20 protein-coding genes are annotated in these 25228 nt (G+C 73.4%); 4 read left to right on the forward strand and 16 right to left on the reverse strand.

Translation table 11 applies throughout. The annotated features are described in order from the left end of the window. Positions 1-92 precede the first annotated feature (92 nt). The 16 genes from ACE3Q3_RS00910 to ACE3Q3_RS00985 form a co-directional block, all read right to left on the reverse strand. Positions 93-1454: an extracellular solute-binding protein gene (locus tag ACE3Q3_RS00910; protein ID WP_374440406.1), complete on the reverse strand. Its 1362-nt coding sequence runs from the start codon at positions 1452-1454 to the stop codon at positions 93-95. 88 nt (positions 1455-1542) lie between these two features. Next, a complete protein-coding gene (locus ACE3Q3_RS00915) occupies positions 1543-2433 on the reverse strand; it encodes an NAD(P)-dependent oxidoreductase (protein ID WP_374440409.1) in 891 nt (296 codons plus the stop codon). Between the two features lie 2 nt (positions 2434-2435). Next, positions 2436-3455: an NAD(P)-dependent oxidoreductase gene (locus tag ACE3Q3_RS00920; protein ID WP_374440412.1), complete on the reverse strand. Its 1020-nt coding sequence runs from the start codon at positions 3453-3455 to the stop codon at positions 2436-2438. Next, positions 3352-4239 (reverse strand): amidohydrolase, encoded by an 888-nt coding sequence (locus ACE3Q3_RS00925; RefSeq protein WP_374440415.1) that lies wholly within the window; start codon positions 4237-4239, stop codon positions 3352-3354. Before ACE3Q3_RS00925 ends, ACE3Q3_RS00920 begins: the two co-directional genes overlap by 104 nt. Next, on the reverse strand, positions 4236-5474 hold the full coding sequence (locus ACE3Q3_RS00930; RefSeq protein WP_374440418.1) for an FAD-dependent monooxygenase: 1239 nt from the start codon (positions 5472-5474) through the stop codon (positions 4236-4238). The genes ACE3Q3_RS00925 and ACE3Q3_RS00930 overlap by 4 nt, the downstream gene beginning before the upstream one ends. A 103-nt stretch (positions 5475-5577) precedes the next feature. After that, positions 5578-6486 carry a LysR family transcriptional regulator gene (locus ACE3Q3_RS00935; RefSeq protein ID WP_374440420.1) on the reverse strand — a complete coding sequence of 303 codons (909 nt, stop codon included), beginning with the start codon at positions 6484-6486 and terminating at the stop codon, positions 5578-5580. Positions 6487-6512: 26 nt separating this feature from the next. Beyond that, entirely contained in the window at positions 6513-7094 is a 582-nt protein-coding gene (locus ACE3Q3_RS00940; RefSeq protein ID WP_374440423.1) for a 6-carboxytetrahydropterin synthase, read from the reverse strand. A 217-nt stretch (positions 7095-7311) separates the two neighbouring features. Next, complete coding sequence (locus ACE3Q3_RS00945; protein WP_374440427.1) at positions 7312-8430, reverse strand: TauD/TfdA family dioxygenase; 1119 nt, start codon at positions 8428-8430, stop codon at positions 7312-7314. 200 nt (positions 8431-8630) lie between these two features. Next, positions 8631-9698, reverse strand: a complete 1068-nt coding sequence (locus ACE3Q3_RS00950; protein WP_374440429.1) for a polysaccharide biosynthesis protein — start codon at positions 9696-9698, stop codon at positions 8631-8633. Then, positions 9695-12220 (reverse strand): glycosyltransferase, encoded by a 2526-nt coding sequence (locus tag ACE3Q3_RS00955; RefSeq protein ID WP_374440432.1) that lies wholly within the window; start codon positions 12218-12220, stop codon positions 9695-9697. The genes ACE3Q3_RS00950 and ACE3Q3_RS00955 overlap by 4 nt, the downstream gene beginning before the upstream one ends. Then, positions 12217-14007: a hypothetical protein gene (locus tag ACE3Q3_RS00960; protein ID WP_374440434.1), complete on the reverse strand. Its 1791-nt coding sequence runs from the start codon at positions 14005-14007 to the stop codon at positions 12217-12219. The genes ACE3Q3_RS00955 and ACE3Q3_RS00960 overlap by 4 nt, the downstream gene beginning before the upstream one ends. A 15-nt stretch (positions 14008-14022) precedes the next feature. Further along, positions 14023-14904 (reverse strand): dTDP-4-dehydrorhamnose reductase family protein, encoded by an 882-nt coding sequence (locus tag ACE3Q3_RS00965; RefSeq protein ID WP_374440437.1) that lies wholly within the window; start codon positions 14902-14904, stop codon positions 14023-14025. 10 nt (positions 14905-14914) lie between these two features. After that, on the reverse strand, positions 14915-16030 hold the full coding sequence (gene wecB, locus ACE3Q3_RS00970) for a non-hydrolyzing UDP-N-acetylglucosamine 2-epimerase (protein WP_374440440.1): 1116 nt from the start codon (positions 16028-16030) through the stop codon (positions 14915-14917). Continuing rightward, positions 16027-17040, reverse strand: coding sequence for a GDP-mannose 4,6-dehydratase (locus tag ACE3Q3_RS00975; RefSeq protein ID WP_374440443.1), 1014 nt, complete (start codon positions 17038-17040; stop codon positions 16027-16029). The genes wecB and ACE3Q3_RS00975 overlap by 4 nt, the downstream gene beginning before the upstream one ends. Further along, the gene (locus ACE3Q3_RS00980) at positions 17037-17741 is read right to left on the reverse strand and encodes an NDP-sugar synthase (RefSeq protein WP_374440446.1); all 705 of its coding nucleotides are present in this window, start codon (positions 17739-17741) and stop codon (positions 17037-17039) included. Before ACE3Q3_RS00980 ends, ACE3Q3_RS00975 begins: the two co-directional genes overlap by 4 nt. A 114-nt stretch (positions 17742-17855) precedes the next feature. Next, positions 17856-20447 (reverse strand): ATP-binding protein, encoded by a 2592-nt coding sequence (locus ACE3Q3_RS00985; protein WP_374440448.1) that lies wholly within the window; start codon positions 20445-20447, stop codon positions 17856-17858. Between the two features lie 162 nt (positions 20448-20609). Between ACE3Q3_RS00985 and ACE3Q3_RS00990 the strand changes: the two genes are divergently transcribed. From ACE3Q3_RS00990 to ACE3Q3_RS01005, 4 genes are read left to right on the forward strand one after another with little or no spacing between them, the layout of a single operon-like run. Continuing rightward, the gene (locus ACE3Q3_RS00990; protein ID WP_374440451.1) at positions 20610-21434 is read left to right on the forward strand and encodes an SDR family NAD(P)-dependent oxidoreductase; all 825 of its coding nucleotides are present in this window, start codon (positions 20610-20612) and stop codon (positions 21432-21434) included. 17 nt (positions 21435-21451) lie between these two features. Further along, positions 21452-22627 (forward strand): YbfB/YjiJ family MFS transporter, encoded by a 1176-nt coding sequence (locus ACE3Q3_RS00995; protein WP_374440456.1) that lies wholly within the window; start codon positions 21452-21454, stop codon positions 22625-22627. Continuing rightward, positions 22624-23838 carry an FAD-dependent oxidoreductase gene (locus tag ACE3Q3_RS01000; RefSeq protein ID WP_374440459.1) on the forward strand — a complete coding sequence of 405 codons (1215 nt, stop codon included), beginning with the start codon at positions 22624-22626 and terminating at the stop codon, positions 23836-23838. Before ACE3Q3_RS00995 ends, ACE3Q3_RS01000 begins: the two co-directional genes overlap by 4 nt. Next, positions 23835-25175, forward strand: coding sequence for a glycosyltransferase (locus ACE3Q3_RS01005; RefSeq protein WP_374440462.1), 1341 nt, complete (start codon positions 23835-23837; stop codon positions 25173-25175). Before ACE3Q3_RS01000 ends, ACE3Q3_RS01005 begins: the two co-directional genes overlap by 4 nt. Positions 25176-25228 lie beyond the last annotated feature (53 nt).

Here is a 25228-nt window from a genome sequence, read left to right on the forward strand (position 1 = left end):
CTTCGGCCAAGCCGCCATGTCGCACGCTGTCCGTCATCGTTCCTCGCCGATGGCGCCGCGGGACGCCGGGGCGCCCCGCGGCCGTCCCTGGTTCAGCCCCGCTTCGACGCCTCGGTGGCGCGGTCGACCTCGGCCGCGATCTCGTCCAGCGTCGCCTTGATGTCGGCGCGGTTCAGCATGATGCGCTGGACGCCGCGATGCACCGCGTCGGCGAGCTCGTTGTAGACGACGGTCCGCGGCAGGTAGACGCCCTGGTCCTTCGCCTTGATGATCTCGTCGACATGGGGAAACTTGCGGACCTCGGGATTGTCCGCCCAGCCGGTCTTGCGCGCGAGCGTGAAGGGTGCCGTGTCCTTCCAGCAGTCGGCGAGGTCGCTCATCATGAACTTGTAGAGGTCGTGCAGGACCTCCTGCTTCTCCTTCGGCGCCCTGGCGTTGACGACGAGGTTGAAGCCGTAGGTGGTGGAGAAGCCCTTGCCCGGCTCGACGCCCGGATACTGCACCGGCCGGTAGTAGCCTTCGTTCAGCATCTTCTGGTTCTGCGAGGCGATCGCGGCCGGGGGGATCGGGTGGCAGAAGAACATCGAGGCGCGCTCGCGCAGCCAGTCCATCTGCGGCAGCGGCGCGGTCGCGATCGAATCGGCCGGGTCCTCGGCACCGTAGGTGCGGGCGATCGAGGCACGCACCGTCATCGCCTTCACCCCGGCCTCGCTGTTGATCGTGCAGCGGCCCGCGGCGTCGAACCACTGCCCGCCATGCTGGATGAGGATCGGGTTGAACTGGATCATCGTCCACTGGGCGGCGTGCATGGCGAACTTGAAGCCCTGCCGGGTGAAGCGCTCGCCGCTCTTGATGGTCAGTCGCTTGGCCACCTCGCCCAGCTCGGCCCAGGTCTTGGGCCAGTCCTTCTCGGCGTCGAGCCCGACCTCCTTGAACTGGTTGGTGTTGAGGTAGTTGGCGAAGCCGTAGAACCAGAGCGGATAGCCGTAGACCTTGCCGTCCTTGGTGGCGCCGGCGACGAACGCCTGGGTGAAGTCGTCGCTGAAGCTCTGCACCGAGGAATAGCCGAGGCGCTGCACGTCGAGCGGTGCCAGCAGATCCTTGGCGAGCCAGGTCGGCATGAACCAGTCCTGGCTGACGAACCCGTCGGGAGCGGTCCCGGTGGCGAAGCCGACGCTCAGCTTCTTCCCGAGATCGCCGAAGGGGAAGAACTGGAAATCGACCTTGACCTGCGGGTTCTGCTCCGTGAAGAGCCGGATCCGCTTGTGCAGCCACGGGCGCTGCTGCGGGTTCTCGAAGGTCCAGAAGCTGAGGCTGACCGGCGCCCGCGCCTGGGCCCAGGTGCGCGGTGCCGCCGCCAGGGCCGCGGCGCCGATGCCGGCCGCGCCGAGACCGCGAATGACGTCACGCCGGGACGGACCGGCCGTGGTCCCACTGCTCGTCTTGCTGACCATTTCTCCCTCCACTTTCCATCGATCTGTCGTCGATTTCGCCTGATCCTAGGGTCGGCAGCGCGATACGGTCAAATACTTGATCGTCTCTTCATTTCCGACCCAACCCTGCCAGCCCTTCGGAGACCAGCGCGACCGCCGCGGTGTCCTGGTCGCCGTAGCCCGACGCGATCGCGGCCTGGAACAGCGCCGAGCAGGCGGCGAACATCGGCGTCGGGCAGCCGACCTCGGTCGCGAACTCGGCGATGACCTTGAGGTCCTTGCGCCAGAGGTCGAGCGGCATGGTCTCGACGGGGCGGTAGCGGTCGGCGATCAGCATGCCGCCGCGCACCTGCATGGCGCGCGACCCGCCGGCGCCGTCCGCCACCACCTCGAACATCTGCGCCGGGTCGAGCCCTGCCTTGCGGGCGAGCGCGAAGGCTTCGCCGGCCGCGACCGTGTGGATCGCCACCAGCAGGTTGGCGACGTACTTCATCCGCGAGCCGTTGCCGAAGACGCCCAGGTGATGCGGCCCGCGCGAGAAGCCGTGGAACACCGGCAGGCAGCGGTTCCAGGCCTCCACGGGCCCGCTGCCATAGACCAGCACGTCGCGCGTCTTCGCCTGGCTGCCGGAGCCCGACAAGGGGCAGTCGAGCATGGTGATGCCGAGGGCGGCGAGCGCGTCGCGCGCCTGCTCCTTGTCGGCCAGCGTCAGGGTGCTGGTCTCGGCCAGCACGCGGTCGCCGGGCGGCGCCGCGGCGAGGTCGTCGACGACGGCGTGCAGCGCCGCCGCCGACGGCAGGCAGGTCAGAAGGATGTCCGCCCGGGCAGCCGCTTCCGCCGCCGTCTCCACCAGCCGGCCGCCCATCTCGCGGAAGGTCTGGCGGGCTGCCGGGGCCGGATCGACGCCATAGACGGTGAAGCCGGCCTCGATCAGGTTCCGGCTCATCGCCGACCCCATGATGCCGAGGCCGATCATCGCCACCGGCCGTGCGTCCGACATCGTCACCCCTTCGTCCGGGCCGACCAGTAGGCCGGTAGCTCGGTGCAGTCGCGCCCGCCCCATCCGGCCCTGCTCGCCTCGTCGTAGACGGCGAGCGTGCGCTCGGCGATCGGCAGGTCGAATCCCAGCGCGTGCGCCTCGGCGACCATGGTCCGCAGGTCCTTGCGGATCGAATCGCAGTCGAAGGTGGCCGAGCCCTGCTCGGCGGTCGCCAGCGTCTTGGCGACCGCCGCACCGCGCGCCTTCAGCACGTTGGGACCGCCCGAGGTGTCGGCGAACAGCTCGACCAGCCAGCCGCGATCGACGTCGAGATGGCGGCAGAGCGCGTAGGCCTCGCCGAACGCCTGCCAGAAGACGGCGAGCGGCAGGTTGATCGCGAGCTTCATGCTGGCGCCGGCGCCGATCGGCCCGACATGGTCGACGCGCCGGCACAGCTGCTCCAGGATCGGCCGGGCCCGCGCGACGTCCTCGGCCGCGCCGCCGGCCAGTCCCAGCAGCTTGCCCTGCAGCGCCGGCCCGACGGTGCCGCCGACGGGGCATTCGACCAGCGTCGCACCCGCCGCCGCCACCCGCGCGGCAAGGGCGCGCTCGTCCTCCGGCCGCACCGTGCTCATCTCGATGAAGAGCCGCCCCTTCACATCGCCGGCGAGCAGGCCGTCGGGGCCGCCATAGACGGCATCGATGGCAGCGGCGTCGGTCAGGATGGTGATGACCGCCTCCGCACCGGCGGCGAGGCTCCGCGGCGTCGCCGCCACCGTCGCGCCCAGGGCGCGGAGCGGCTCCGCCCTCGCCCCGGTCCGGTTCCACACCGCGACCTCGTGCCCGACATCGATGAGGCGGCGGGCGATCGCCGCCCCCATCCGCCCCAACCCGGCCACTCCGATCCTCATCGCCTTCCTCCGCTCCGTCTGATGCCCGTCACAGCCGGTAGAGGCGGCGGGCGGTGTCGTGCAGAACCGCGCGCCGGCCGGCCTCGGGCAGATGCGCGATGCAGCGGCGGACGGTGGCGAGCAGCGTCGCATAGTCCGTCCACAGCTTCTCGATGGGGAAATTGCTGCCGAAGAGGCAGCGGTCGGCACCGAACCGGTCGACCGTCTCGACGATCACCGGCCGCCAGCGGTCCTCGCTGCAGGCGCGGTCGAAGGTACCGAGACCGGAGAGCTTGACCGCGACGTTGGGGCAGGCCGCGAGCGCGTCCATGCCGCGGCGCCACGCCGTCCATCCGTCCGCGCTGCGATCCGCCAGCATCCCGGCATGGAGCAGGATGAAGGTGACGCCGGGGAAGTCGCGGACCAGCGCCGCCGCGTCGGCCATCTGGCCGGCGAAGACCTGGAGCTCGAAATGCAGGCCGCGCCGCTCGACCTCCCGCAGGCCGCGGCGCCATGCCGGATCGTTCATCACGTCGGGGCGCGGCGCAAAGCGGTAGAGCGGCCGCTCGTGCCAGTGGATCTGCTGGCGGACCGCACGCAGGTTCGCGACCGCCATCTCGCGGTCGAGCACGTCGCCGACATCGGGCGACGCCAGATCGGCGAAGCCGGTGACCGCATGCGGAAAGCCGGCCCGGTCGGCGACCGACTGCACCCAGGCGACCTCCTCGACCTCGCCGCCGGGCGCGACGTTGACCTGGACGAAGACGGAGCGGACGACGCCCGCGCCGGCGATGTCGGCGAGATACTCGTCGATGCCGTAGTCGCGGCGCAGCGGCTCGTAGGCGCCGAAGATGCGCGGCACCGGCGGTCCCTGCAGCCAGGGCGTCGCCGCCAGCCGCCAGATGTGGTGATGGGCGTCGATGACGGGTTCGATCATGCCGCGAGCTCGGGCGAATGCGAGGGCGGCCGGGCGCTGACCCGCAGGATGAACTCGGTCGTCAGGCCGAGCGACGGGTCGGTCTGGGGCGTATCGAGGCCGCGCTCGATGAAGGCACCGAGGCGACGGCCGAGCGCCACCGCCTGCTTGCCGGCCGGCAGCCGCTCGGCGGAAAAGCGGTCGAGCGCGGCGGCCACGCGGGGCTCTGCCGCCAACGCCAGGGCCAGGGCATGGGCATCCTCGCCCGCCTTCAAGACGCCGATGCCGGCATGCGGGCGCGCGACGAAGGCGGCGTCGCCGATCAGGGCGACGCCGTCGAAGGCGATGCGGTCGGACTCGACGTCGTAGATCGGCTGCAGCATCGGATGCGCGACCCGGCCGACCACGTCGGCCAGAGCCGGCGGCAGGTCGGCCGCGGCATCGCGATGGAGGCGGGCCACCAGATCGGGGCGGATCAGCGGCGGCGGGATCGAGTAGTCGTGGCGCTGGCCGGAGCCGTCCGTCAGCAGGTCGGCGAGCGGCGCCCCGTCGGGTACGTGGCGGTACCAGAGGAAATTGTAGCGGCGCCGGCCGGGGACGACCGAATCGTCCGCCCCGGCCACGGGATAGCCGATGAACTGGCCGCCGGGCGGAAAGCAGAAGCAGTAGTCGCCGAAACCCGCGGCGCGGAACGCCGCCGGCAGTTCCGCCTCCGGCACCAGCCCGCGCCAGGCGACATAGCCGGCGTAGCGCGGCACCACCGCGGCGGCGAAGAGGGCGCGGACCCGGCTGCGGAAACCGTCGGCGCCGACGACGAGGTCCGCCACGACGCGGCTGCCGTCGGCGAAGCAGGCGACCGGCCGTCCCGCCTGTCGCTCGATCGCCACCAGTTCCCGCCCGCCATGGTAGCGGCCGGCCGGGAACGCGGCCTTCAGCGGATTGTAGACATAGCTCCAGGAGGTGAGGTGCTGGGCGAAGCGGAACCGCCCGAGCTCCCGCCCGTGGCGGTCGACCGCCACCCGGCCCTCGACCTCGATGCCGAGCGGTCCCGTCTCCGTGACGCCGGCTGCGGCCATGATCGGCACCATCTCGGCGTGCCGGGCGATGCCGGCGCCGCGGGAGGCGAGGTCGTCCGGCACGCGCTCGTACACGGCGACGTCCCAGCCCTGACGATGCAGCATGTTGCCGACGAACAGGCCGGCGACCGACCCGCCGACGATGACGGCCTTGCGCGCCTGCGGACCAGCCCCGCCCATCCTTCGCGTATCCCCCGACCCGGCATTCTTGATTGATTCAAATCTGCGCAAGTCGAGGCCATCGCGGCAAATGCTGATGACATATATGGGCTATCGCCCGGAACTATGACGCGTAGCGGCCGGCCACCTCCTGCAAGGCGTCCTGGATCATCTGGACGATGGTCTGCGCCGGCAGCGACAGGGGCAGTTCCGGCGGATGCATGACGTAGATGTCCGACGCCAGCGTCGGCGAAGCGATCGGGTTGATCGCGAAGCGGCCCGAGGCCTGGTCGTTGACCACGGCGGCGCTCGGCAGGACGGTCGACCAGTCCGACGCGCCGACGAACTCCATCGTCGCGCCCAGCCCGTCGACCTGGATGACGCGGGCCGGGCGGATGGTTCCCGCCTTGATCTGCCGGTCGAGGATGCGCCGCAGCGAATGGTGCGCGGAGGGCAGCACGAGCTTCAGGTCCTCGGCCGCATCGAGCCGCACCGGCTGCCACGGCTGCCGCCGGGCGGCGGTGCCGGAGACGAGCAGGAGCCGGTCGCTGTAGAGGAGCCGCAGCTTGAGACTGGTCTGGGAGGCCGGCCGGTTGCAGATCGCGAGGTCGAGGTCGCCGGCGACGAGGCGATCGGCGAGCGTGCCGCTATAGGCCTCGACGATCTCGATCTCGACCCGTGGATAGGTCCGCGTGTATTCGTCGAGCACCTGCGCGAGGATCCCGCGGCAGATGGTCGGCATCAGGCCGAGCCGGATGGAGCCGGCGACGGTGCCGCCGAAATCCAGCATTTCCTGTCGCGCCGAGTCGAGCCCGCGCAGCAGCCCACAGCACAGCTTGTAGAGGTGGCGGCCGGCCGCGGTCGGCTGCACGCCCTGGGTCGATCGCTCGAAGAGCCGGACCGACAGGTCGGCCTCCAGCTGCCGGATGTGCACCGACAGGGCCGGCTGGGCGATGTGTTCGCGGAGCGCCGCTCGGCTGATGCTGCCTTCCTCGAAGACCGCGACGAAGTAGCGGATCTTGCGGAAGTCCATGGCCGTCGCCGGCCGGAAACCCGGGCCTAGAAGGGCCGCCCCGACTCCGACCATGCCCGCGGCGCGTCGATGGTGCCCGCGAGGCCGAAGTCGGCGAAGCAGTTCGGGGTCTCCCACACCCGCACGCCGACCAGCTGCGCGTGGCCGCCGCTGCGCTCGGCGATCGCCGGCGACAGCCGCTCGAACCAGTGGCGGGCGAGGCACTCCGCGGTCGGCGGAGACGCGATGATGTAGAGCTTCTGCCCGATATGGGCCTCGGTGCGCTGGGCGTAGCCGTTCTCGGCGACCTCGCGGGCGATCCCGGCGATCCATCCGCCGGCATCCTCGCCGCGCGGGACGAACATCTCCAAGAGCGCGGTGTCGTCGAGCGCGACGATGAGGCCGTGGTCGCAGGGCAGGTCGACGAGGCGGACCATCTCGTCCTTCAGGAACCCGAAATCGAGGATCATCCCGGACTGCTCGCCGGTCTGCACGAGCTCCCCCGACACCGCCCGGCAGGTCGCTTCCACGACGTAGCGATGGCCGTGGAGATGGCGGCACTTGGAGCCATGACTGGCGATCCGGTGCCCGGCATCGATCTCGATTTTCCGGGTTATGGCGAAGTCCATGTCCCTGTCCAGCTTCTTGGGTTCGTTGCGGCCCGGATTTGCCTGTGTCTCAAGCCGTCCGGAACCCTGACTTGTTGGCGCTGCTTATAGGTGTACGACGTTGCGGTGACGAACGCGACCTTCGGCGCCGGGCCGGGGCCCGGGTCGGCAAGACGATCCGTGGCGTCTAGCAGATCGCGGCCGCATGCGGTAGTCGGACGGCGCCGGCCGGCGGCAACTAGGACGCGGGTCCCGCAGCCGCCCGGGCGCGCATCCACGCGCCGGCGCTGGCATAGCTCCCTGCGGTTGCGTCCGGCCGGAGGACTGCAGCCTCGCGGATGCGCCGCTCCTGCGCCGCGGTCAGTTCGGCCAGGTAGCGCGACGGCAGGTCCATGAACGGGCGCCGGTTCTTCTCCTGCCAGTGGCGGCAGTCGACCTCGTTCATGAAGATCTGGTTCGGCTCGCGCGCCGGCCACTCCGGCACGCGCAGCCACAGCCGCAGCAGGTGGCGCCGCCGCGACACCTCGGGATGGTCCTCGTAGTCGGTGCGCGCGTGCATGACGCTGCGGTTGTTGAGGAACTGGATGTCGCCTTCCTCGAAATTCATGTCGAGGAAGAACTCCTCGGACTGCGCCATCCGCTGCCAGGTGTCGTAGGCCTCGACCTCGAGCGGCGTCATGTCGACGCCGCCATACTGGACCGCGTAGCGGATGCAGCCCGACGCGAGGCAGGTGATGCGGCCGTCGCGCTGGCTGAGGAACGGCAGCCGATGGTCGCTCTGCGCCGGGAACAGCGAGTGCAGCGCGTCCATCTCGTGGTTGCGGTGGTAGAAGCCGCGATAGAGCACCTCGACGAGGTCGGGCCGGGTGGCGAGGAGTGCATTGTGCAGGGCGGCGACACTGACGATGCGGCTGGCGCCGCCCGACTTGGCGGCCCGGAGACACATCAGGGCGACGATGTCGCAGGCCGACCCGTCGATGTGGAAGTTCATGTGGCCGCCGGCATTGTAGCCGCGCACCTTCTCGACGACGTCGGCGATGTCGATGACACTGCCGAGAAGCTGGCCCTGCCAGGACTGCGCCGTCGGGATGCCGAAATGGACGCCGAGCCCGATATAGATGCGCGCCATCTCGTCGGCCGAGTAGCGCTCGCGCGGGAAGCCGCGCATCAGGACGACGCCGCGGCCATCGAGCAACTGGTCGCGCAGCGCCTGGATCCGCGGTCCGAAACCCGGCAGCGGAAAGGTCTCGCGGGTGATCTCGGGGATGTCCCGTTCGCCGCAGGCGCGGAGCGCGGCGTCGATCTCCGCCACCTCGTCCGCCGTGAAGCGGTGCATCATTTCGGCGCGGTAGTCCACCTCCGGACCCTTCCACGCCGCCTTACCCGCGATCATCTCCGGCACCATGCCACCCGCTCCCGTCGCCCCTTGCGCGCCGCAGGTTAGGGCGGCAAGCCCCGGCAATCCATGGGGATTTGCGGATTCGCCGGCGTCGCGGCACGTCTAGGGCACTGTGTCGCAGCGGCGCCACGGCCGGCGCTCCGCGGCTGCCGGAGACGCTAGCGCGGGCCGGCGGCCGGCCGTTCGGGCAGCAGGTCGTGGCCGGCGAGCAGGGCGCGCACGGCGTCGGCATCGAGCGGCCGGCTCGCGGAGTGGTAGGCCCAGACGGGGTCCGGGACCGACCCGGACGCGGCCAGTTCGGGCAGCATCGGGCGGATCCGCCAATGGTCGCCGCAATCGCGTGCACGCGGCGATTCCTCGGCCGAGATCAAGGTCTCGTGCAGCTTCTCGCCGGGGCGGATGCCGGTCGTCACGGTCGCCACCGGGCGGTCGCCGATCATGGCGCGGGCGACGTCGGCGATGCGTGCCGAGGCGATCCGCGGCACCAGGATCTCGCCCGCGCCGCAGCACGAGAGGGCGAGCAGGACGGCATCGACCGCCGCCGCCATCGGCAGCAGGAACCGGGTCATCGCCGGGTCGGTGACGGTCACCGGCCCGCCGGCCAGGATCTGCCGGCGGAACAGCGGCACCACCGACCCGCGCGAGGCCAGCACGTTGCCGTAGCGCACCAGCGCGACGCGAGTCGCCGGCAGGGCGAGCTGGGCGGCGATCATGACCCGCTCCTGCAGCGCCTTGCTCATGCCCATGGCGTTGACCGGCTCGACCGCCTTGTCGGTCGAGACGCCGACCACCGCCTCAACCGGACGACGGCTGCGCTGGAGCGCCGTCATCAGGACGTGGGCGCCCTCGACGTTCGTCCGCACCGCCTCGTGGGGGAAATATTCGCAGGTCGGCACCTGCTTCATGGCGGCGGCGTGGACCACGACGTCGATGCCGTCGAGGGCGGCGGCCACCGCATCGGGATCGCGGACGTCGCCGATGCGGAACTGCAGGCGGCGGCGGAAGTCGCCGTAGATGACCTCGTCGGTCGCCGCCGCCAGATGCCGCAGCGCGATCCGCATGTCGTGCTGCTTGGCCTCGTCGCGCGACAGCACGACGACCCGCTCCACCGGCCCCGCCGCACCCGACAGCAGCCGCCGGACCAGCGCCTGCCCGAGCGAACCGGTGCCCCCCGTCACCAGGACGCGCTTGCCGGCGAGCGCGCCATCCGCCGCAACCTCGGTCATCGGGCGAGCGGCTCCAGATAGCGGTCGGGATAGAAGGGCTCGGCCGGCGGCAGATGGTCGACCGGCACCCAGCGCGGCGGCTCGGCCAGGGCCGTGGCGTGCAGCCGCAGGAAGAGGTCGACCCAGGCGCCCGCGGTGCTGTCCCATGGCAGCAGCCAGGTCCAGGGCCGGCCGGCGCAGCGCTCCGGAATGGCACCGATCGCGCCCGCCGCCAGCGGCAGGCCGGCTGCGATGAGGTCGGTCAGCGCGTAGGACCAGGTTTCGGGTGCCTGCGCCGGCAGCCAGCCGAGATGGGCGCCGATCTCGGCGATCGCGCCCTGCGAGCGGGAGAGATCGGCGGCCGGGCGGATCGCGATCACGTCGTCGGGCAGGGGCGGCGGCGGCAGGACGCTGCCGACGACGTGGAAGCGGATCGGCAGACGGCCGCTCCGCACGATCCGCGCCGCCTCCGCCAGCACGTCCCTGCCCTTGAGCGGGGTGATGGTGCCGACCAGCAGGACGCGCAGCGGTTCCGATGCGGCATCGAGGGGGCGGGGCAGCACCGTGCGACGATCGCCCGGCGGCCGCGCCCAGTGCGCGGCGCAGACGAGCGGGATGCCGGGGGCGATCGCAGCGGTGCGGTGCGCCACGTCGCGCGAGATCGCCACCGCCCGCGCGGCACGGACCAAGAGGGCGCTCGGTCCTGACCGCAGGACGAGCGGATCGCGGGCGGCCACCCGTCGGTCGCCGCAGAATCGCCCCTGGGACGTCAGCAGGTGGGGGTGGTGGGCGACGTGGTGGTAGTCGACCAGGGTGATGTCGAACGGAATGTCGAGATCGGCGACCAGCCGCTCGGCCGCGGCATCGAACCCGTGGGTGTGGAAGATGTCGACGCGCCGGATGCCGGCGCGCCGCAGGACGCGGACGAGCGCCCGGTGCTGGCGCGGCACGTCGAAGGCGACGCCCCGCCCGTCCTCCGCGACGGTCAGGGACAGCCGCACCCGCCCGTCCGGGCCGCCGTAGGCGATCACCGGGGCGATCCGCCGGCCGAGCGCCGCCGTCAGCCCGCGCAGATGGACGACGGTCCCGCCACCGCCGGAATGGCAGAGGAAGAGGACCCGCGGCCGCTCCCTCCCGAGACGGGCGTCGAGCGCGGCCAGCAGCCCCGCCTCGGCCCCCATGCCCTCGAAGGGGACGAGGTCGTCGCCCGCCAGCGCCCGCTCCAGGTCCGGCCGGACGGCCGCCGCGAGCGGACGGGCGACGACGATGCCGGCCGCGGCGAGCCGTTCCGGATCGAGGGTCGCTCCGGCCGCCAGCGTCGCCGCGAGGCGGCCGGCGACGCCGCGCCGGACGAGGAGGTTCTCGAGCGGCGAGGCGGCATCGCCGGCGGGTCCGGCCGGCACGATGTCGGCATCGCCGGCGGCCTGCGTCAGGAGGGCGGTGCGCACCGTCTCGATGTCGGGCAGCCGCGCCGGCGCCGCGAAGAAGATCCATTCCCCGCCGGCCGCGCGGCCGGCGAGGGCGAGCGCTTCCGCGCCGTCGCGGGCGGGCTCCGCGACCGCGACCAGGCCGGCCGTGGGGCGCCGCAGCGGGCCGCCGCCGCAATCGATCCGCAGCACCCGGCGCGGCCGCGGCCGCCAGCCCCGGACGGTGCGCATCGCCGCCGCCGCGTCGGTGCCGGAATCGAGGAGGACCAGCGTGAGGTCCGCCTCGTCGCAGAGCGCATTCAACCGCCGGTCGATATGGGCGGCGACGCCCGGATAGGCCTGCAGCCGTCCGCGACAGCGCGCGAGGAAGGCCGGTTCCGAGCCGGCATAGGCCGCCATCCGCCGCGGCGGGACCGCGGCCAGGACGTGGACGTAGAGCTGGCCGGCCTCGTCGAGATGCTCGGGCTGGCGCGATCCCTGGCCCGGGTGCAGGCGGTGCAGCACGTCGACCGACGGGACATGGACGAAGGGAACCCGATGCGCCATCCGGAACCACAGGTGATAGTCCTGGGTGGTCGGCAGGCCCGGATCGAACCGGCCGATCCGGTCGAAGACGGCGCGCGGCACGAGCATCGCGCAGCCGTTCAGGGTGCCGTCGATCAGGGCGTCGAGCGGCCGGGCGAGAAGGTCGGTCGTGCTCGCCGCAACGGTCCGCAGCGGCGCCCCGTCCGTCGTCGCGGTGGCGAAGTCGCCGACGACCACGCAGTCGCCGCCGAAGGCACGCCAAGCGGCCACCTGACGCTCGACCTTGCGCGGCAGGTAGAGGTCGTCGTGGCTCAGCCACGAGAACAGCTCGCCGCGCATCTCGGCGATGCCGCGGTTGAGCGCTGCGGCGACCCCGCCGTTCGCCTGGTGGAAGTAGCGGATGCGCCCCTCGTACCGCGCCGCGACGCGGGCGGTCGCGCCGTCGTCGGTCGAGCCGTCGTCGACCACCAGGACCTCGATCGCGGGGTAGGTCTGGCCGAGCGCGCTGTCGATCGCCTGCGCCAGGTAGTCCGCGCCGTTGAAAACCGGGATGACGACCGATACCAGTGGGCCGACGGTGGCGCCGGTCATCGCGGCTCGGCCGTGGCGTCGGGGACCGAGACGGTCATGCCCGCAGCGCGCAGCCGCCGCGCCAGCGCGGCATCGCCGGGCCAGCGGCCGAGCAGCGCCACCCGGGCACAGCGGGTGGCCGACAGGAGCGGCCACAGCAGCGCCGCGTCGGCGGGCAGCCGGAAGGCGATCTCGCCCCGCCCGTCCGACGGCGAGACGACGAGGCCGCCCGCCGACGGGGCGGCTGCGATCGGTCGCTCGTCGTCCGGCAGGGCACGGCCCGCCAGGCGCGCGAGGCGCAGGGCGTTCGGCCCCGGCGGAGCGATCAGCAGCACCGCGGTCGTCCCCGCCGGCAGCGGACGCAGGAACCAGGGAACGACGGCCGGCCCGGCCACCCCGGCCGGCATCGGCTCCGCATCCGGCAGCCGCGACGCCAGTTGCAGCAGCCCGAGCAGGAAGCGTGACCGATCGGCGGGGCGGACCGCCAGCACCCGGTCGCGCAGGCCCGGTCCGTCGAGCGCCGGGTGCGGCGCCAGTCCGGAATGCAGGCCGACCCGAAGGAAATGCAGCAGGGTCGCGGCGTCCGGCGCCGCGCCGGCGAGGTGCCGCCGCGCGTACCAGGCGAGATCGAAGCCGGCGCTCGGGCGCCGGCCCAGCCGCCCGCCCTGGGCGACGAAGTGCGGCAGGGGCCCGCCGGCCGACGTCGCCGTGCGATTGCGCTCGAGGTAGTACTGCGTCGAGAACCAGGGATTGGGGTCCCGCCCCTCCCTCCATCCGGTGCGGAGGTAGTGACGGACGGCATCGACGGCGCCGATCTCCGGGTACCGCATCCGGTACCAGTCGGCGTCGACGAGGGCCGCGATCGGGTCCTCCTCCTCGGTGTTCTCGGTCTCCAGCATGTCCTTGAGCGCGGCCGTGCGGAGCGATGCCGGAATCGCCTTCACCCGTGCCAGGACGTGCGGTCGGTCGAGGGCCGGGTGCGGGACGAGGCCGGCGCGGAGGCCAGAGGCGAGGAAGTGGCCGAGCGCGCCGTCCGGGTCGCCGTCGCGGAGGTAGCGGCGGGCATACCAGGCCGTGCGGAAGTAGCGGCTCGGATCGGCGCCCGCCGCCGCCCCGCGCTCGACATAGTGGACGAGCGGACAGATTTCCTCGGCCGCCGCATCCGGATTCCGGTCGAGATAGAAGCGGGTCGAGAACCACGGATTGGGATCGCGCCCCTCGCGCCAGCCGGTGCCGAGATAGTGCGCCGCGGGATCGACGCCGGCCGCGGCGACGTCGCGATGCGCCGCCCGATACCAGTCGGCATCGACCAGGGCGAGGGCCCGGTCGGTCGCGCCCCGGCGCCCGGCGATGGCGGCGCGCAACGCGTCGCCCCGTTCCTCGGGCGCCACGGCCGACAGCCGCTCCAGCACCGGCGGGCGGTCGAGGGCCGGGTGGGGTACGTGCCCGGCGGCGATCCCGCATTCGAGGAAGTGCGCCAGCGCCTCCGCCCCGGCGTCGTCCCGCCCGAGGTAGCGGCGGCCGTACCACTCGCCGTCGAACCAGGGATGGGGCCGGCGCCCCTCCGCCGCCCCCTGCCGGACATAGTGGAGCAGCGGGCTCATGTCCGCGCCGGACAGTCCGGCGGCGTAGAAGCGTGTCGAGAACCAGGGGTTCGGGTCGCCGCCATCCCGCCAGCCGCCGGCCAGATGGGCGCGCAGCGCCGCCGCTCGATCCGCGTCCGGGGCGGCCCGGTAGAGACGCAGCAGCAGCCGGGTCTCCCGCTCCGCGTCGGCCGCCGCCGCCTCGATCGTCCCGTCGCTCGCCATGTCCCCGCCCCCGGCTCAACCGTGCGTCGCCAGATCGGCGATCATCCTCTCCCATGACGGCGCAATCCAGCCCGTCGCGGCGCGGAAGCGGCTGCCGTCGAGACGGCGGTCGCAGCGGACCGCGTCGTCGGCGCGGACCTCGGTCGGCCGCCGGAAGGCGGCGCCCAGCAGCCGCAGCAGGTCGTGCTTGGCGATCGGTGCCGCCGCAACGTGCCAGGTGCCGTCCAGGCGGGGATGCCGGTCGACCAGTTCGCCCACCAGCCGCGCGACCACCGCGGTGGTGACGCCCGTGAAGAGCGCCCCGGTATAGCCCGCGACCGGCCCATCGCCCTGGGCGAGAAACCACTCGACCAGCCCGTGTCTCGATCCCAGTTCGCGGCCGACGAGGGAGGTGCGGAGCACGAGGCACCCTGCCCCCGTCGGCTCGCCGAGGAGCTTGCTGCGGCCATAGACGTCCGCCGGTTCGGCCGGGTCGTCCTCGCGGTAGCCGTCGGCCCCGCGGCGATCGCCGGGGCGGCCGGCGAAGACGCAGTCGGTGCTGAAATGGATGAGCCGCAGGCCGCGGCCTCGGCACAGCCGGGCGAGGCGATGCGGCAGCAGGGCGTTGACCGCGACCGCCCGCTCGACATCGCCCGACCCGAGCCGCTGCTTCACCACCCCGGCGGCGTTGAGCACGACATCGGGCCGCTCGCGATCGAGAACGTCGGTCAGCATGGCCTCGTCCGTGGCATCCAGCCCGCCGATCCACCGCGCGCCGATCTGCCGCGATCCGGCGAGCGCGGCCGGGGCCGCTTCCGGCCGGCCGCGGCTGGCGGCCGCGACGTCGAACCGCGGCGCCAGTTCCGCGACCAGCCGATGCCCGAGCATGCCGGTGGCGCCGAGGACGAGCAGCCGCATCGGCCGCCGCTCAGGACGCCGCCTGGACACCGGGCGGCAGGGCGCCCGCGACGATGCGCAGCACCGTCTCGCTGACCGCGGGCACGAGATACTCGGGCGGCGTGTGCCAAGCCGGCGACGTCTCGCAGGCGATCGCCACGCACCGCAGGATCGCCGCGACGTCGCAGCCGGTGATGATGTTGGCGCCCGCCTCGACGGCCTCGGGCCGCTCGGTGGTATCGCGGAGGGTGACGCTCGGCACCCGCAGGATGGCGCATTCCTCCTGGACCGTACCGCTGTCGGTGAGGACGCAGCGCGCGCTGCGCCCGAGCGCCAGGAAGTCGGCGAAGCCGAAGGGCGGGAGGAAACGCACGCCGGGCGGCGCCGCGATGCCGGCCGCGGCGAGGCGGTCGGCCGTCCGCGGATGGGTGCTGACCACGACCGGCACCCCCTGCTGCCCGGCGACGGCACCGAAGGCGGCGACGAAGACGGCGAGCCGCGCCGGATCGTCCGTGTTCTCCGCCCGATGCAGGGTCGCCAGGAGATAGCGCCCGGGCTCCAGCCCGAGCGCCGCCGGCACGGCCGAGCGATCGGCGCGCGCGGCGTTCGCCTGCAGCACCTCGTAGATCGGGTTGCCGACGACGTGGATGCGCTCGCCCGGGAACCCCTCGCGCAGCAGGTTCTGCCGGCTACGCTCGGTATAGGGCAGGAGGACGTCGCTGACCTGGTCGACGAGGCGGCGGTTCACCTCCTCGGGCACGCGCGGGTCGTGGCAGCGGTTGCCGGCCTCGAGGTGAAAGACCGGGATGTTCATCCGCCGCGCGACGATGGCCGACAGGGCGGAGTTGGTGTCGCCGAGGACCAGGAAGCGATCCGGCCGTTCGGCCAGCAGGATCTCGCGGACGGCGGGAAGGATGCGACCGATCTGGCGGGCGAAGTCGCGCTCGGCGATGCCCAGGCGATGGTCGGGCGCCCGCAGGCCGAGTTCGGCGAAGAAGGCGTCGGACAGGGCCGGATCGGGATTCTGTCCGGTGTCGACGAGAACCTGGCGGACATGCCGGTCGAGCCGCGGCACGATGCGCGACAGCCGGATGATCTCGGGTCGCGTGCCGAGCACGGTGACGATCTTCACGGGGCCTACCGTCATACGGCATATCCGCGCCAGTCGAAGCGGGGGCTGCCGTCCCGCCACCAGGCGATGGTCCGGCGCAACCCCTCGTCCAGCGACACCCGCGGCCGCCAGCCGAGCAGTTCCGCGGCGCGCCGGTTGTCGGAGCACAGCCGGTCGACCTCGCTCGCCGGCGGGCGCATCCGCTGCGCGTCGAGCTCGATCGTGCACGGCCGGCCGACCAGGGCGATGATCCGGCGGGCCAGCGCCCCGATGGCGATCGCCTCCCCGGTGCCGAGATTGATCTCGCACCCGACCGCCGCAGCCGCATCGGCGGCGAGGATCATCGCCTGTACCGTGTCGTCGACGAAGGTGAAGTCCCGCTCCGGTTCGAGCGCGCCGAGACGAACCGGCCCGCCGGCCAGCGCCTGCTGGACGATCGCCGGAATGACCGCGCGCGGCGACTGGCCCGGCCCGTAGGTGTTGAACGGGCGCAGCGTGACCGCCGGCAGACCGAACGCGCAGACGTAGCTCTCGACGAGCTTGTCGGCGGCGATCTTCGACGCGGCATAGGGCGACTGCGCGCGCAGCCGGTGGGTCTCCGCCATCGGCAGCGCGACGGCGCTGCCGAAGACCTCGCTGGTCGAGGTGTGCACGAGTCGCCGGACGCCGCCGTGGCGCACCGCCTCGAGCACGTTGAGGGTCCCCAGCGCGTTGACCTGGAAGGTGTCGCGCGGGGCGGCGTAGGAATAGGGGATCGAGATGCGGGCGCCGAGATGGAACACGGTGTCCGCCCCCTCGACCGCCCGCGCGACGCCCTCGACGTCGAGGAGGTCGCCGCGCCGGATGTCCAGGGATCCGGTCGCGGCTTCCGGCAGGCCGTGCAGCCCGCCGATGTCGCCGGCGGCTCCGTAACGCACGAAGGCACGCACCTGCCAGCCGTCGCCGACGAGACGCCGGCAGAGCTGGCTGCCGAGGAAGCCGCCGGCGCCGGTGACGAGCGCGCGCCGCCCCCGGCCCGGGCCGGTCGCCGCGGTGCCGGCCGTCATCGTCCGGCGTCCCCGGAGGACAGCAGGGACTGCGCGCGCAGGAGGTCGTCCGGCCGGCCGACGTCGATCCATCGTCCGCCATGGGCATAGGCCGCGACGGGCGCCCCCGCGTCGAGCAGCCGTTGCAGCAGTTCGGGCATGTCGACCGCTTCCTCGGCGCGCAGGTGATCGCGCACGGCCGGCGCCAGCATGTAGCAGCCCATCGCCACCTGGTGGCGGATCTCGGGCTTCTCGCGGTAGCGGACCACGCGGCCCTCCGCATCCGTCTCGAGGGCGGCCGTCGGCAGGCGCGAGACCTGCTCGACGGTGGCGACGGTCGCCGCGGCGCCGCGGTCGCGGTGCCGGGCCAGCATCGCCCTGACGTCGAGGTCGCACAGGATGTCGGCGTTCATCACGAAGAGCGCCCCCCGCCAGTCGCCGAACAGGCCGATCGCCCCGGCCGTGCCGAGCGGCCGGTGCTCGACGAGGTAGCGGATGCGGACGCCGAGACGCTCGCCGTCGCCGAAATAGGCCTGCACCAGCGGCGCGAGGTAGCCCAGGGAGACGGCGACCTGGCGGACGCCGTGTCCGGCCATCATGCGGATCGCATGCTCCAGCACCGGCCGGTCGGCGACCGGCACCAGGGGCTTCGGCAGGAAGGCGGTCAGGGGATCGAGCCGGGACCCGCGCCCGCCCGCCATGACCAGTGCTTCCAGCCCCATGCCACGCGTTCCCGACCAGTTGCTTCCGTGCCCCGCACACCCGGGACGGTCCGGTCGACGGGCGGTCACCATACCGGCCGCCGTCCGGACGCCGCAAGGCGAGCCGCCGGACCGCTACGCGTCGGTCAGCGCCGCCTGGACCTTGACCGCGAGATCGCGGAGCCGGAACGGCTTGCTTAGCAGGCGGGCATCGCCGTCCAGGCGGCCGCCATGGACGATGGCGTTCTCGGTATAGCCGGACATGAACAGCACCCGCAGTCCGGGGTCGATGCGGCGGGCCGCATCGGCCACGTCCCGCCCGGTCATGCCGCCCGGCATCACCACGTCGGTCAGCAGCAGGTCGAAGCGGCGCCCCTCCTGCAGGAGCGCCAGCGCCGCGCCGCCGCTCGCGACGCCGGCCACGGCATAGCCGAGGCCGAGAAGCTGCGCCTCGACGTGCCGACGCACCAGGTCGTCGTCCTCGACCAGGAGGACGGACTGCCCGTTCCCCAGCGGAATGCCCTCCTCCTCGGCGGCCGGCGGGTGATCCGGGACGCCGCCCGTCGCCCGCGGCAGGTACATGCGCACCGTCGTCCCGCGGCCGATCTCGCTGTAGATCTTCACATGCCCGCCCGACTGGTGGACGAAGCCATGGACCATGCTGAGGCCGAGCCCGGTGCCCTGGCCGACCGGCTTGGTCGTGAAGAAGGGCTCGAAGGCGCGCACCAGCGTCGCCGCGTCCATGCCGCATCCGGCGTCGGACAGGGCGACCATGACGAACTGTCCCGGCCGGGCCTCCTCGTTGACCGCCGCGTAGGCGGCGTCGATCTCGACATTGGCGGTCTCGATGGTCACCGGCCCACCGCCCGGCATCGCGTCGCGCGCGTTGAGCGCGAGGTTGACGATCGCCGCCTCGAGCTGGGCCGGGTCGATCAGGACGTCCCAGCCGTCGGGCTCCAGGACCAGCCGGACGTCGTACTGCGCCCCGAGCGTCCGCCGCAGCAGCTGGTCGACCCCCTGGACGAAGGGCATCACGCGGACACGCCGCGGCTGCAGCGGCGTCCGTCGGGCGAAGGCGAGGAGCTGTCCCGTCAGTTCGGCGGCGGCGCCGGCGGCCCGGAGGACGAGTTCGGCCAGTTCCCGCGCCGCGGGCGGCACGTCGGAGCGCCCGGCCAGCAACTCGGCATTGCCAATGATGACGGTCAGCATATTGTTGAAATCGTGGGCGATGCCGCCCGTGAGCTGGCCCACCGCCTCCATCTTCTGGGCCTGACGGAGCTGTTCCTCGACCCGCTTCTGGGCGGTGATGTCGAGCCGGACGCTGATCCGGCCGCCCTCGGAGGTGCGGCGCTCCAGGAGGTGGAACCAGCGCCCGTCCCGCCAGTGCACCTCGATGTCGGTCCGCCCTTCGCGAAACTGCGCCAGCCGCTCCTGCAGCCATTCCTCCTGGCGGCCGACCGCCGCCCGGTCGAGGGCCATCGCGGCCGCCCGGGCGGCGATCGCCGGAAAGGGCGTCCCGAGCGGCGTCGCGGCGATGACCGCGGGGTCCGAGATCCACTGCACGTCGTTGGAGAGAACCAGCCGCTCGTCGGCGTCGAAGAGCCGGAAGCTGCCCGGGAAGGCGGCGACCGCGTCGACCAGACGGGCATGGGTGGCATCGGCCGCCGCCTGGGCCCGCTCGCGCCGCGCCATCTCGGCCGACAACGAGGCGTTCGCGGCCGCCAGCCGGCTCTCGCCGTCGAGCCGGCGCCGCCATTCGCGCAGCAGCCAGGCCAGCATCGCCAGCAGCGGGACCGCAGCCGCGAGCCCGCCGACGCCGACGATCCAGACGGTCCGCCACCAGGGCGCCAGGACCTCGTCGATCGGCTCGGTGGCGGCGATCACCAGTTCGGGACGGTCGGCGAAGCGGCGAAAGCCGATCAGCCGCTCGCGCCCGTCGATCGGGCTGCGGTCGAGGTCGATGCCCGCGGACGCACCGGCGAGCAGGTCGCGGAACAGGCGCAGATGCTCGAAGCGCCGGCCGATCGCCGCCTCGACGAAGGGCGAGCGCATCAGCAGGGTGGAGTCGGCCCGGAAGAGGGTGATGGAGCGGCCGTCGCCCGCCCCCTGGATGCTCCAGACGCGCTCCAGATGTTCGGGTTGCAGCGCAACCACGATCGCGCCGGCGAAGCGCCCGTCCGGCGTCCGGCGCGGCGCACTGACCGGCAGCATCCAGGCGTTGGTGGCGCGGCTGCGGATCGGCTCGCCGATGTGGAGCGGCCGCTCGGGCCGCTCGCGGAGCGGACGGAAATACTCCCGGTCCTCGAGGTTCATGCCGTAGTTGCCGCCGACGTCGTAGACGACGCGGCCGGCGGCATCGAGCACCCAGAGCGAAAGGACATACGGCCTGTCGGCGATCAGGTAGCTCAGCAGTGCGCTGACGGTGTCGGGCTCGCCCAGGGTCTGCGGGTCGAGCGCGTCGAGGCGATCCGAAACCTCGCGAAGCAGGCGCGCGGCCGCATCGAAGGTGGCCGTCGTCTGCTCCTCGACGATCTGCGCGAAGGACAGCAGCAGCCGCTCGCCGGACCGGATCGCCTGCTCGCGCAGCTGCAGCAGCAGCAGCGCCAGGACGACGGCCCCGGCCACGATCCAGGCGGCAAAGCCGGCCGCCAGGATCGCCCGCCGCGAGCCACGGGATCGGGAGGGTCCCGCCTCCGGCCCGGTCCGGTCCGTGTGCTCGGCAGCCATCGCCGGTCCCCCTCCAGCGGCCCCTCTCCCAGCAACGCTAGGGGGGCGGGGAATGGACGGCAAGGCCCGACGGTCGCGGGGGCGTGGCGGGGCCGGTCGCGAATCCGCTTCCCTTTCCCGCCCCGGGTCGCGAACCTGCCGTCGATTGCAGGAGGAAGATCCATGTCGACGCCGGACACCGACCAACCGCTCGCCGGCCGGGTCGCCCTGGTGACGGGGGCCGGGCGCGGGCTCGGCCGGGCCTTCGCGGAGCGGCTGGCGGCCATGGGCGCGGCCGTCGCCGTGCACGGGATGCGCGAGCACGGGCCGGCCGAGTATGGCGAGGGCACCACGCTCACCGCGGTCGCCGAGGCGATCGCCGCCCGGTACGGGGTCCGGGCAGCGCGCCTGCTGGGCGACCTCACCCGGGCCGAGGACGTCCGGCGCGTCGTCCATGCGACCGAGGCGGAACTGGGGCCGATCGACATCCTCGTCCACAATGCCGGCGGCGACATCGCCGCGGCGGGCGGCAAGCCCGAACCCAACGACGTCGTCTTCATCCGCGAGGCGGACGTGCGCGCAGTGCTCGACCGCAATCTCCTGGCGACGATCCTGACCTGCCAGGAGGTGGCGCGCGGCATGATGGAGCGGCGGCGCGGACGGGTCGTCACCATCGGCTCGACGGCCGGGTCGCGCGGCCGCACCAACGGCGCCATCTATGCGGTCGCCAAGGCCGGGGTCGCGCATTTCACCCGCTGCCTCGCCGACCAGATGCGGCCGTTCGACGTGACGGTGAACTGCATCGCGCCGGGCGAGACCCGCACCGGCCGCTTCCTCGGCACGCGCGCGGTCGACCCCGGCCGCATGGTCGAGGCGGGGACGCTCGACCGGGTGGCGACGGTCGACGAGGTCGCCCGCCTCGTCGACGTCTTCGCCGGTCCGCTCGGCGCCTTCGTGTCCGGTCAGGTCCTGCGCGTCGACGGCGGCGGCCAGGGTTGGCCCGCCTGACGCCGGGAGGTTCGCCGATGGCTCCCGCCGCGACGGCCCGCGGCACCTGGGCGGTCGCGGCGGGCGGCCTCGCCGCGACGCTGATCGGCAACGGCATCGGCCGCTTCGCCTACACGCCCCTGATCCCGGCCCTGATCGCCGCCCAGTGGCTGACGCCGCCCGAGGCGGTCTATCTCGCGGCGGCCAACCTCGCCGGCTATCTCGTGGGCGCGCTGACCGCGGCGCGGATCGCGCAGGCGATGACGGCGACCGGTGCCATCCGTGCGGCCGCGGTCGCCACCATGGTCAGCCTCGCCGCCTGCGCCTGGCCGCTCGGATTCGCCTGGTTCGTGCCCTGGCGCTTCCTGGCCGGGATCACCGGCGGGGTGCTGATGGTGCTGGCGGTTCCGGCCGTGCTCGCCCTGACACCGCCGGAGCGCCGCGGCCGGGCCGCCGGCATTGTCATCACCGGGGTCGGGCTCGGCATCGCCGCCGCGGGCGCCGTGGTGCCGATCGCCGCCCGTTTCGGCCCCGCCGCCGTCTGGATCGCGCTCGCGGCGGCGGCCCTGCTGCTCACGGTCCATGTCTGGGTCGCGATTCCGCGCGACCGGCCGCTGCCGGCCGGCCAGCCGCGCGGCGCCGGGCCGATCGCGCTGCCGGTCCGGATGCTGCTCGCCGCCTATGCCTGCGATGCGCTGGGCTTCATTCCGCACACCGTCTTCTGGGTCGACTACATCGCCCGCGGCCTCGACCGCGGGCTGGCCGTGGGCGGCGGCTTCTGGACGATCTTCGGGATCGCGGCCGCGCTCGGCCCGTTCCTCGCCGGCACCATCGCCGACCGCGCCGGGCTCGGCCGGACTTTCGCCGGCGCGATGGCGCTCAAGGCGTTCGGCGTCGCCCTGCCGCTGCTCCTGCCGGACACGACCGGGCTCTTCCTGTCGTCGGCGATCGTCGGCGCCCTCATCAGCGGCACCACCACACTCTGCTCGGCCTGGGTGGCGGAACTGGTCGGTCTCGCCCGCCATCGGCCGGTCTGGGGCTGGATGACCAGCGCCTTCGCGGTCGCCCAGGCCGGCGGCGCCTGGGCGATGTCCTACCTCTTCGCATCGCTGGGCCGCCACGAGCCGCTCTTCGTCATCGGCACCACGGCGCTCGTCGCCGGCACCGTCTTCGCGATCGCCGGCGCCCGCATGCAGCAGGCGGCGCGGCGGTGACCATCGCCATCCTCGGCGCCGGCATTCTCGGCACCTGCGCCGCGCTCGCGATCGCCGACCGCGGCGGCCGCGTCGTCCTCGTCGAGCGCAACGACCAGCCGATCGCCGAGGCCAGCCTGCACAACGAGGGCAAGCTGCATCTCGGCTTCACCTATGCCGCCGATCCGACCCCGCACACCGTCCGGACGATGCAGGCCGGCGCCGCCCGCTTCCTCGACGTGCTGGGGCGCTGGGTTCCGGCCGACGCGCTCGACCGGCTGTGCTCGCGGCCGTTCGACTATGTCGTCCTCGACGACAGCCAGGTCCCGGCAGCTGCCGTCGAACGGCACTTCGCCCGGGTCGCGGACGCCTGGCGACAGGCCTCCCGGGCCGCGGCCCGGCCGCCAGCGGCGGCGGACCGCCCCTTCTGGCGGCCGCTCGCGCCGGCCGAGCGCGACGCGCACTACGATGGCGGCCGGGTGGTCGCCGCCTACGAGACGGCCGAGATCGCGATCGACCCGCGGGGACTGGCGCCGCTGCTGCGCCGCGCCGTCGCCGGCCATCCGCGCATCGAATGGCTGGGCGGAACCCGCATCACCGGGATCGAGCCCCAGGGCGAAGGCCACGCCGTCCTCGTCGAGGGGCCGGCGGGCCCGGCACGGATCGGCCCCTTCGCAGCGGTCGTCAACGCCCTGTGGGCGAACCGCCCCTGGCTCGACCGGATGCTCGGCATCGACCAGCCGGGGCCGTGGTTCATCCGCTTCAAGGCCGGCGTGCGGGTCGCCGGGCCGCCGCCCGATGGCCTCCGCAGCGTCACCGCCCTCCTCGGCCCCTATGGCGACGTCGTCGTCCAGTCCGACGGCCGCACCTACCTCTCCTGGTATCCGGACTGCATGATCGGCAGCAGCCGCAGCGCCGAGCCGGCCGACTGGGCACCGCGGGCGGCCGGGCTCGACCGCGACGGCATCGCCCGGCGGACGATCGCGGCGATGGCGGCGATCCAGCCCGCGGCGCGCCGGTTCCTCACGTGCCCCGCCGCGGCCGTCGAGGTCAGCGGCGGTGCGATCTACGCCCTGGCCGTCAGCGACATCGACGACCGGGCGAGCCGGCTGCACCGGCGCGACGTCGTCGGCATCCGGTCGCACGGCTCCTTCCACTCGGTCGACACGAGCAAGTTCACCCTCGGACCGGCGCTGGCCGTCGACGTCGCCGACCGGGTCCGTCCGCCTTGACCCCCACCTCGGTGCCGGCCGCCCTCCCCCGCATCACCGTCTGCGTCCCGGTCTGGAACGGCGAGGCCTTCGTCGCCGAGACGCTCGCCAGCATCGCCCGGCAGACCTGCCGGGACATTCGCGTCCTCATGTCGGTCGACCGCGGCGACGACGGCTCGGCGGCGATCTGCCGGCGCTTCCTCGCCGACCGCCGCTTCGAACTGGTCGTGCAGTCGCAGCGGCTGGGCTGGGTCGGCAACGTCAACTTCCTGATCGGCGCGGTGGAGACCGAATTCTTCTGCATCACGCCGCACGACGACCTGCTCGACGAGGACTACCTCGCGCGCCTGCTGACGCTGGCGGCGGGCGATCCGGCCGTCTCGACCGCCTATTCCGACATCGCGACCTTCGGCGACGACCATTTCCACATCGTCCAGCCGGAGGTGCGCGGCGACCGGCTGCGCCGCCTCCTCGACGTGCTGCTGAACCACGGCCACGCGGTCGCCTTCCGCGGCCTGGTCCGCCGGCTGGGGCGCGACGACCGGCCGTGGCTGCCGACCGGGCTGGTCGGGGATTTCGCGGCCGACACGGTCTGGCTGGTCGACCTCGCCGGGCGGGGCGAACTCCGGCGGGTGCCGGGCGGCCTCTGCCGCAAGCGCCTGCACGGCCGCTCGGCGCATGCCGGCTGGGGCCGCTGGCCGCTGGCGCGGCGCCGCACGGCCTGGATCGACCAGGCGGCCCGGATGGCGACCGCCGCCGCCCGCTGGATCGGCGACCGGGAGCGCGACCGCGCCCTGGTCGCGTCGGCGGCGATGATGCGCCTGGTCGGGCTGGGCGCGGTCGAGCGGCCGGCGATCGCCGCGACCCGCGTCGAGCGGTGGCACGAGGTCGCGGCCTTCGCCGCGCGCATCCATCCGCTGACGGTGCCGGAAGAGCCGACGACCATCGCCGACACTGGCGACGCCGCGCCGCTGTCGGCCGCGCGCCTCCTCGCGACGGCGCGCCAGACGGCGGCGGAGGGCCGCACCGCCGAGGCGATCGCGCTCGCCGCCCGGGCCCAGGCGGCCGATCCGCTATCCGGGCACGCCGCCGCCGAGCGGGTACGGCTGCTGGTCCGGACGGCCAAGGCGGCGCTGGCCGACGCCGGCCCGGCCGCCGCGCGGGGGCCGGTGACGGCGGCGCTCGCGGTCGATCCCGAGGACTATCACGCGAACCTGCTGCGGGCCGAACTGCTCCTCGCCGACGGCGAGACGACCGAGGCGCTGGCGGTGCTCGGCCGCCTGGACCGGCAGTGGCCGGGGACCCGTCCGGTCGCCCAGCGGCTGCAGCGGTTCCGACCGCCCGCGGGCCCGCATTGACGGCAACCGCACGGCCGCGCGAACCTCGTCGGCGACGAACGGCCGGACCGGCG

The sequence above is a fragment of the Allostella sp. genome (assembly GCF_041913585.1).
GTDB lineage: Bacteria > Pseudomonadota > Alphaproteobacteria > ATCC43930 > Allostellaceae > Allostella.

Bases quoted from the DNA above. Each gene is read 5' to 3' on its own strand.
- ACE3Q3_RS00910 (WP_374440406.1), bottom strand. From the start codon at position 1,454: ATGGTCAGCAAGACGAGCAGTGGGACCACGGCCGGTCCGTCCCGGCGT.
- ACE3Q3_RS00915 (WP_374440409.1), bottom strand. From the start codon at position 2,433: ATGTCGGACGCACGGCCGGTGGCGATGATCGGCCTCGGCATCATGGGG.
- ACE3Q3_RS00920 (WP_374440412.1), bottom strand. From the start codon at position 3,455: ATGCGACGCTGCTCGCCACCGTCCGCCGCTGCATCGCGCATCTGCCCG.
- ACE3Q3_RS00925 (WP_374440415.1), bottom strand. From the start codon at position 4,239: ATGATCGAACCCGTCATCGACGCCCATCACCACATCTGGCGGCTGGCG.
- ACE3Q3_RS00930 (WP_374440418.1), bottom strand. From the start codon at position 5,474: ATGGGCGGGGCTGGTCCGCAGGCGCGCAAGGCCGTCATCGTCGGCGGG.
- ACE3Q3_RS00935 (WP_374440420.1), bottom strand. From the start codon at position 6,486: ATGGACTTCCGCAAGATCCGCTACTTCGTCGCGGTCTTCGAGGAAGGC.
- ACE3Q3_RS00940 (WP_374440423.1), bottom strand. From the start codon at position 7,094: ATGGACTTCGCCATAACCCGGAAAATCGAGATCGATGCCGGGCACCGG.
- ACE3Q3_RS00950 (WP_374440429.1), bottom strand. From the start codon at position 9,698: ATGACCGAGGTTGCGGCGGATGGCGCGCTCGCCGGCAAGCGCGTCCTG.
- ACE3Q3_RS00955 (WP_374440432.1), bottom strand. From the start codon at position 12,220: ATGACCGGCGCCACCGTCGGCCCACTGGTATCGGTCGTCATCCCGGTT.
- ACE3Q3_RS00960 (WP_374440434.1), bottom strand. From the start codon at position 14,007: ATGGCGAGCGACGGGACGATCGAGGCGGCGGCGGCCGACGCGGAGCGG.
- ACE3Q3_RS00965 (WP_374440437.1), bottom strand. From the start codon at position 14,904: ATGCGGCTGCTCGTCCTCGGCGCCACCGGCATGCTCGGGCATCGGCTG.
- wecB (WP_374440440.1), bottom strand. From the start codon at position 16,030: ATGACGGTAGGCCCCGTGAAGATCGTCACCGTGCTCGGCACGCGACCC.
- ACE3Q3_RS00975 (WP_374440443.1), bottom strand. From the start codon at position 17,040: ATGACGGCCGGCACCGCGGCGACCGGCCCGGGCCGGGGGCGGCGCGCG.
- ACE3Q3_RS00980 (WP_374440446.1), bottom strand. From the start codon at position 17,741: ATGGGGCTGGAAGCACTGGTCATGGCGGGCGGGCGCGGGTCCCGGCTC.
- ACE3Q3_RS00985 (WP_374440448.1), bottom strand. From the start codon at position 20,447: ATGGCTGCCGAGCACACGGACCGGACCGGGCCGGAGGCGGGACCCTCC.
- ACE3Q3_RS00990 (WP_374440451.1), top strand. From the start codon at position 20,610: ATGTCGACGCCGGACACCGACCAACCGCTCGCCGGCCGGGTCGCCCTG.
- ACE3Q3_RS00995 (WP_374440456.1), top strand. From the start codon at position 21,452: ATGGCTCCCGCCGCGACGGCCCGCGGCACCTGGGCGGTCGCGGCGGGC.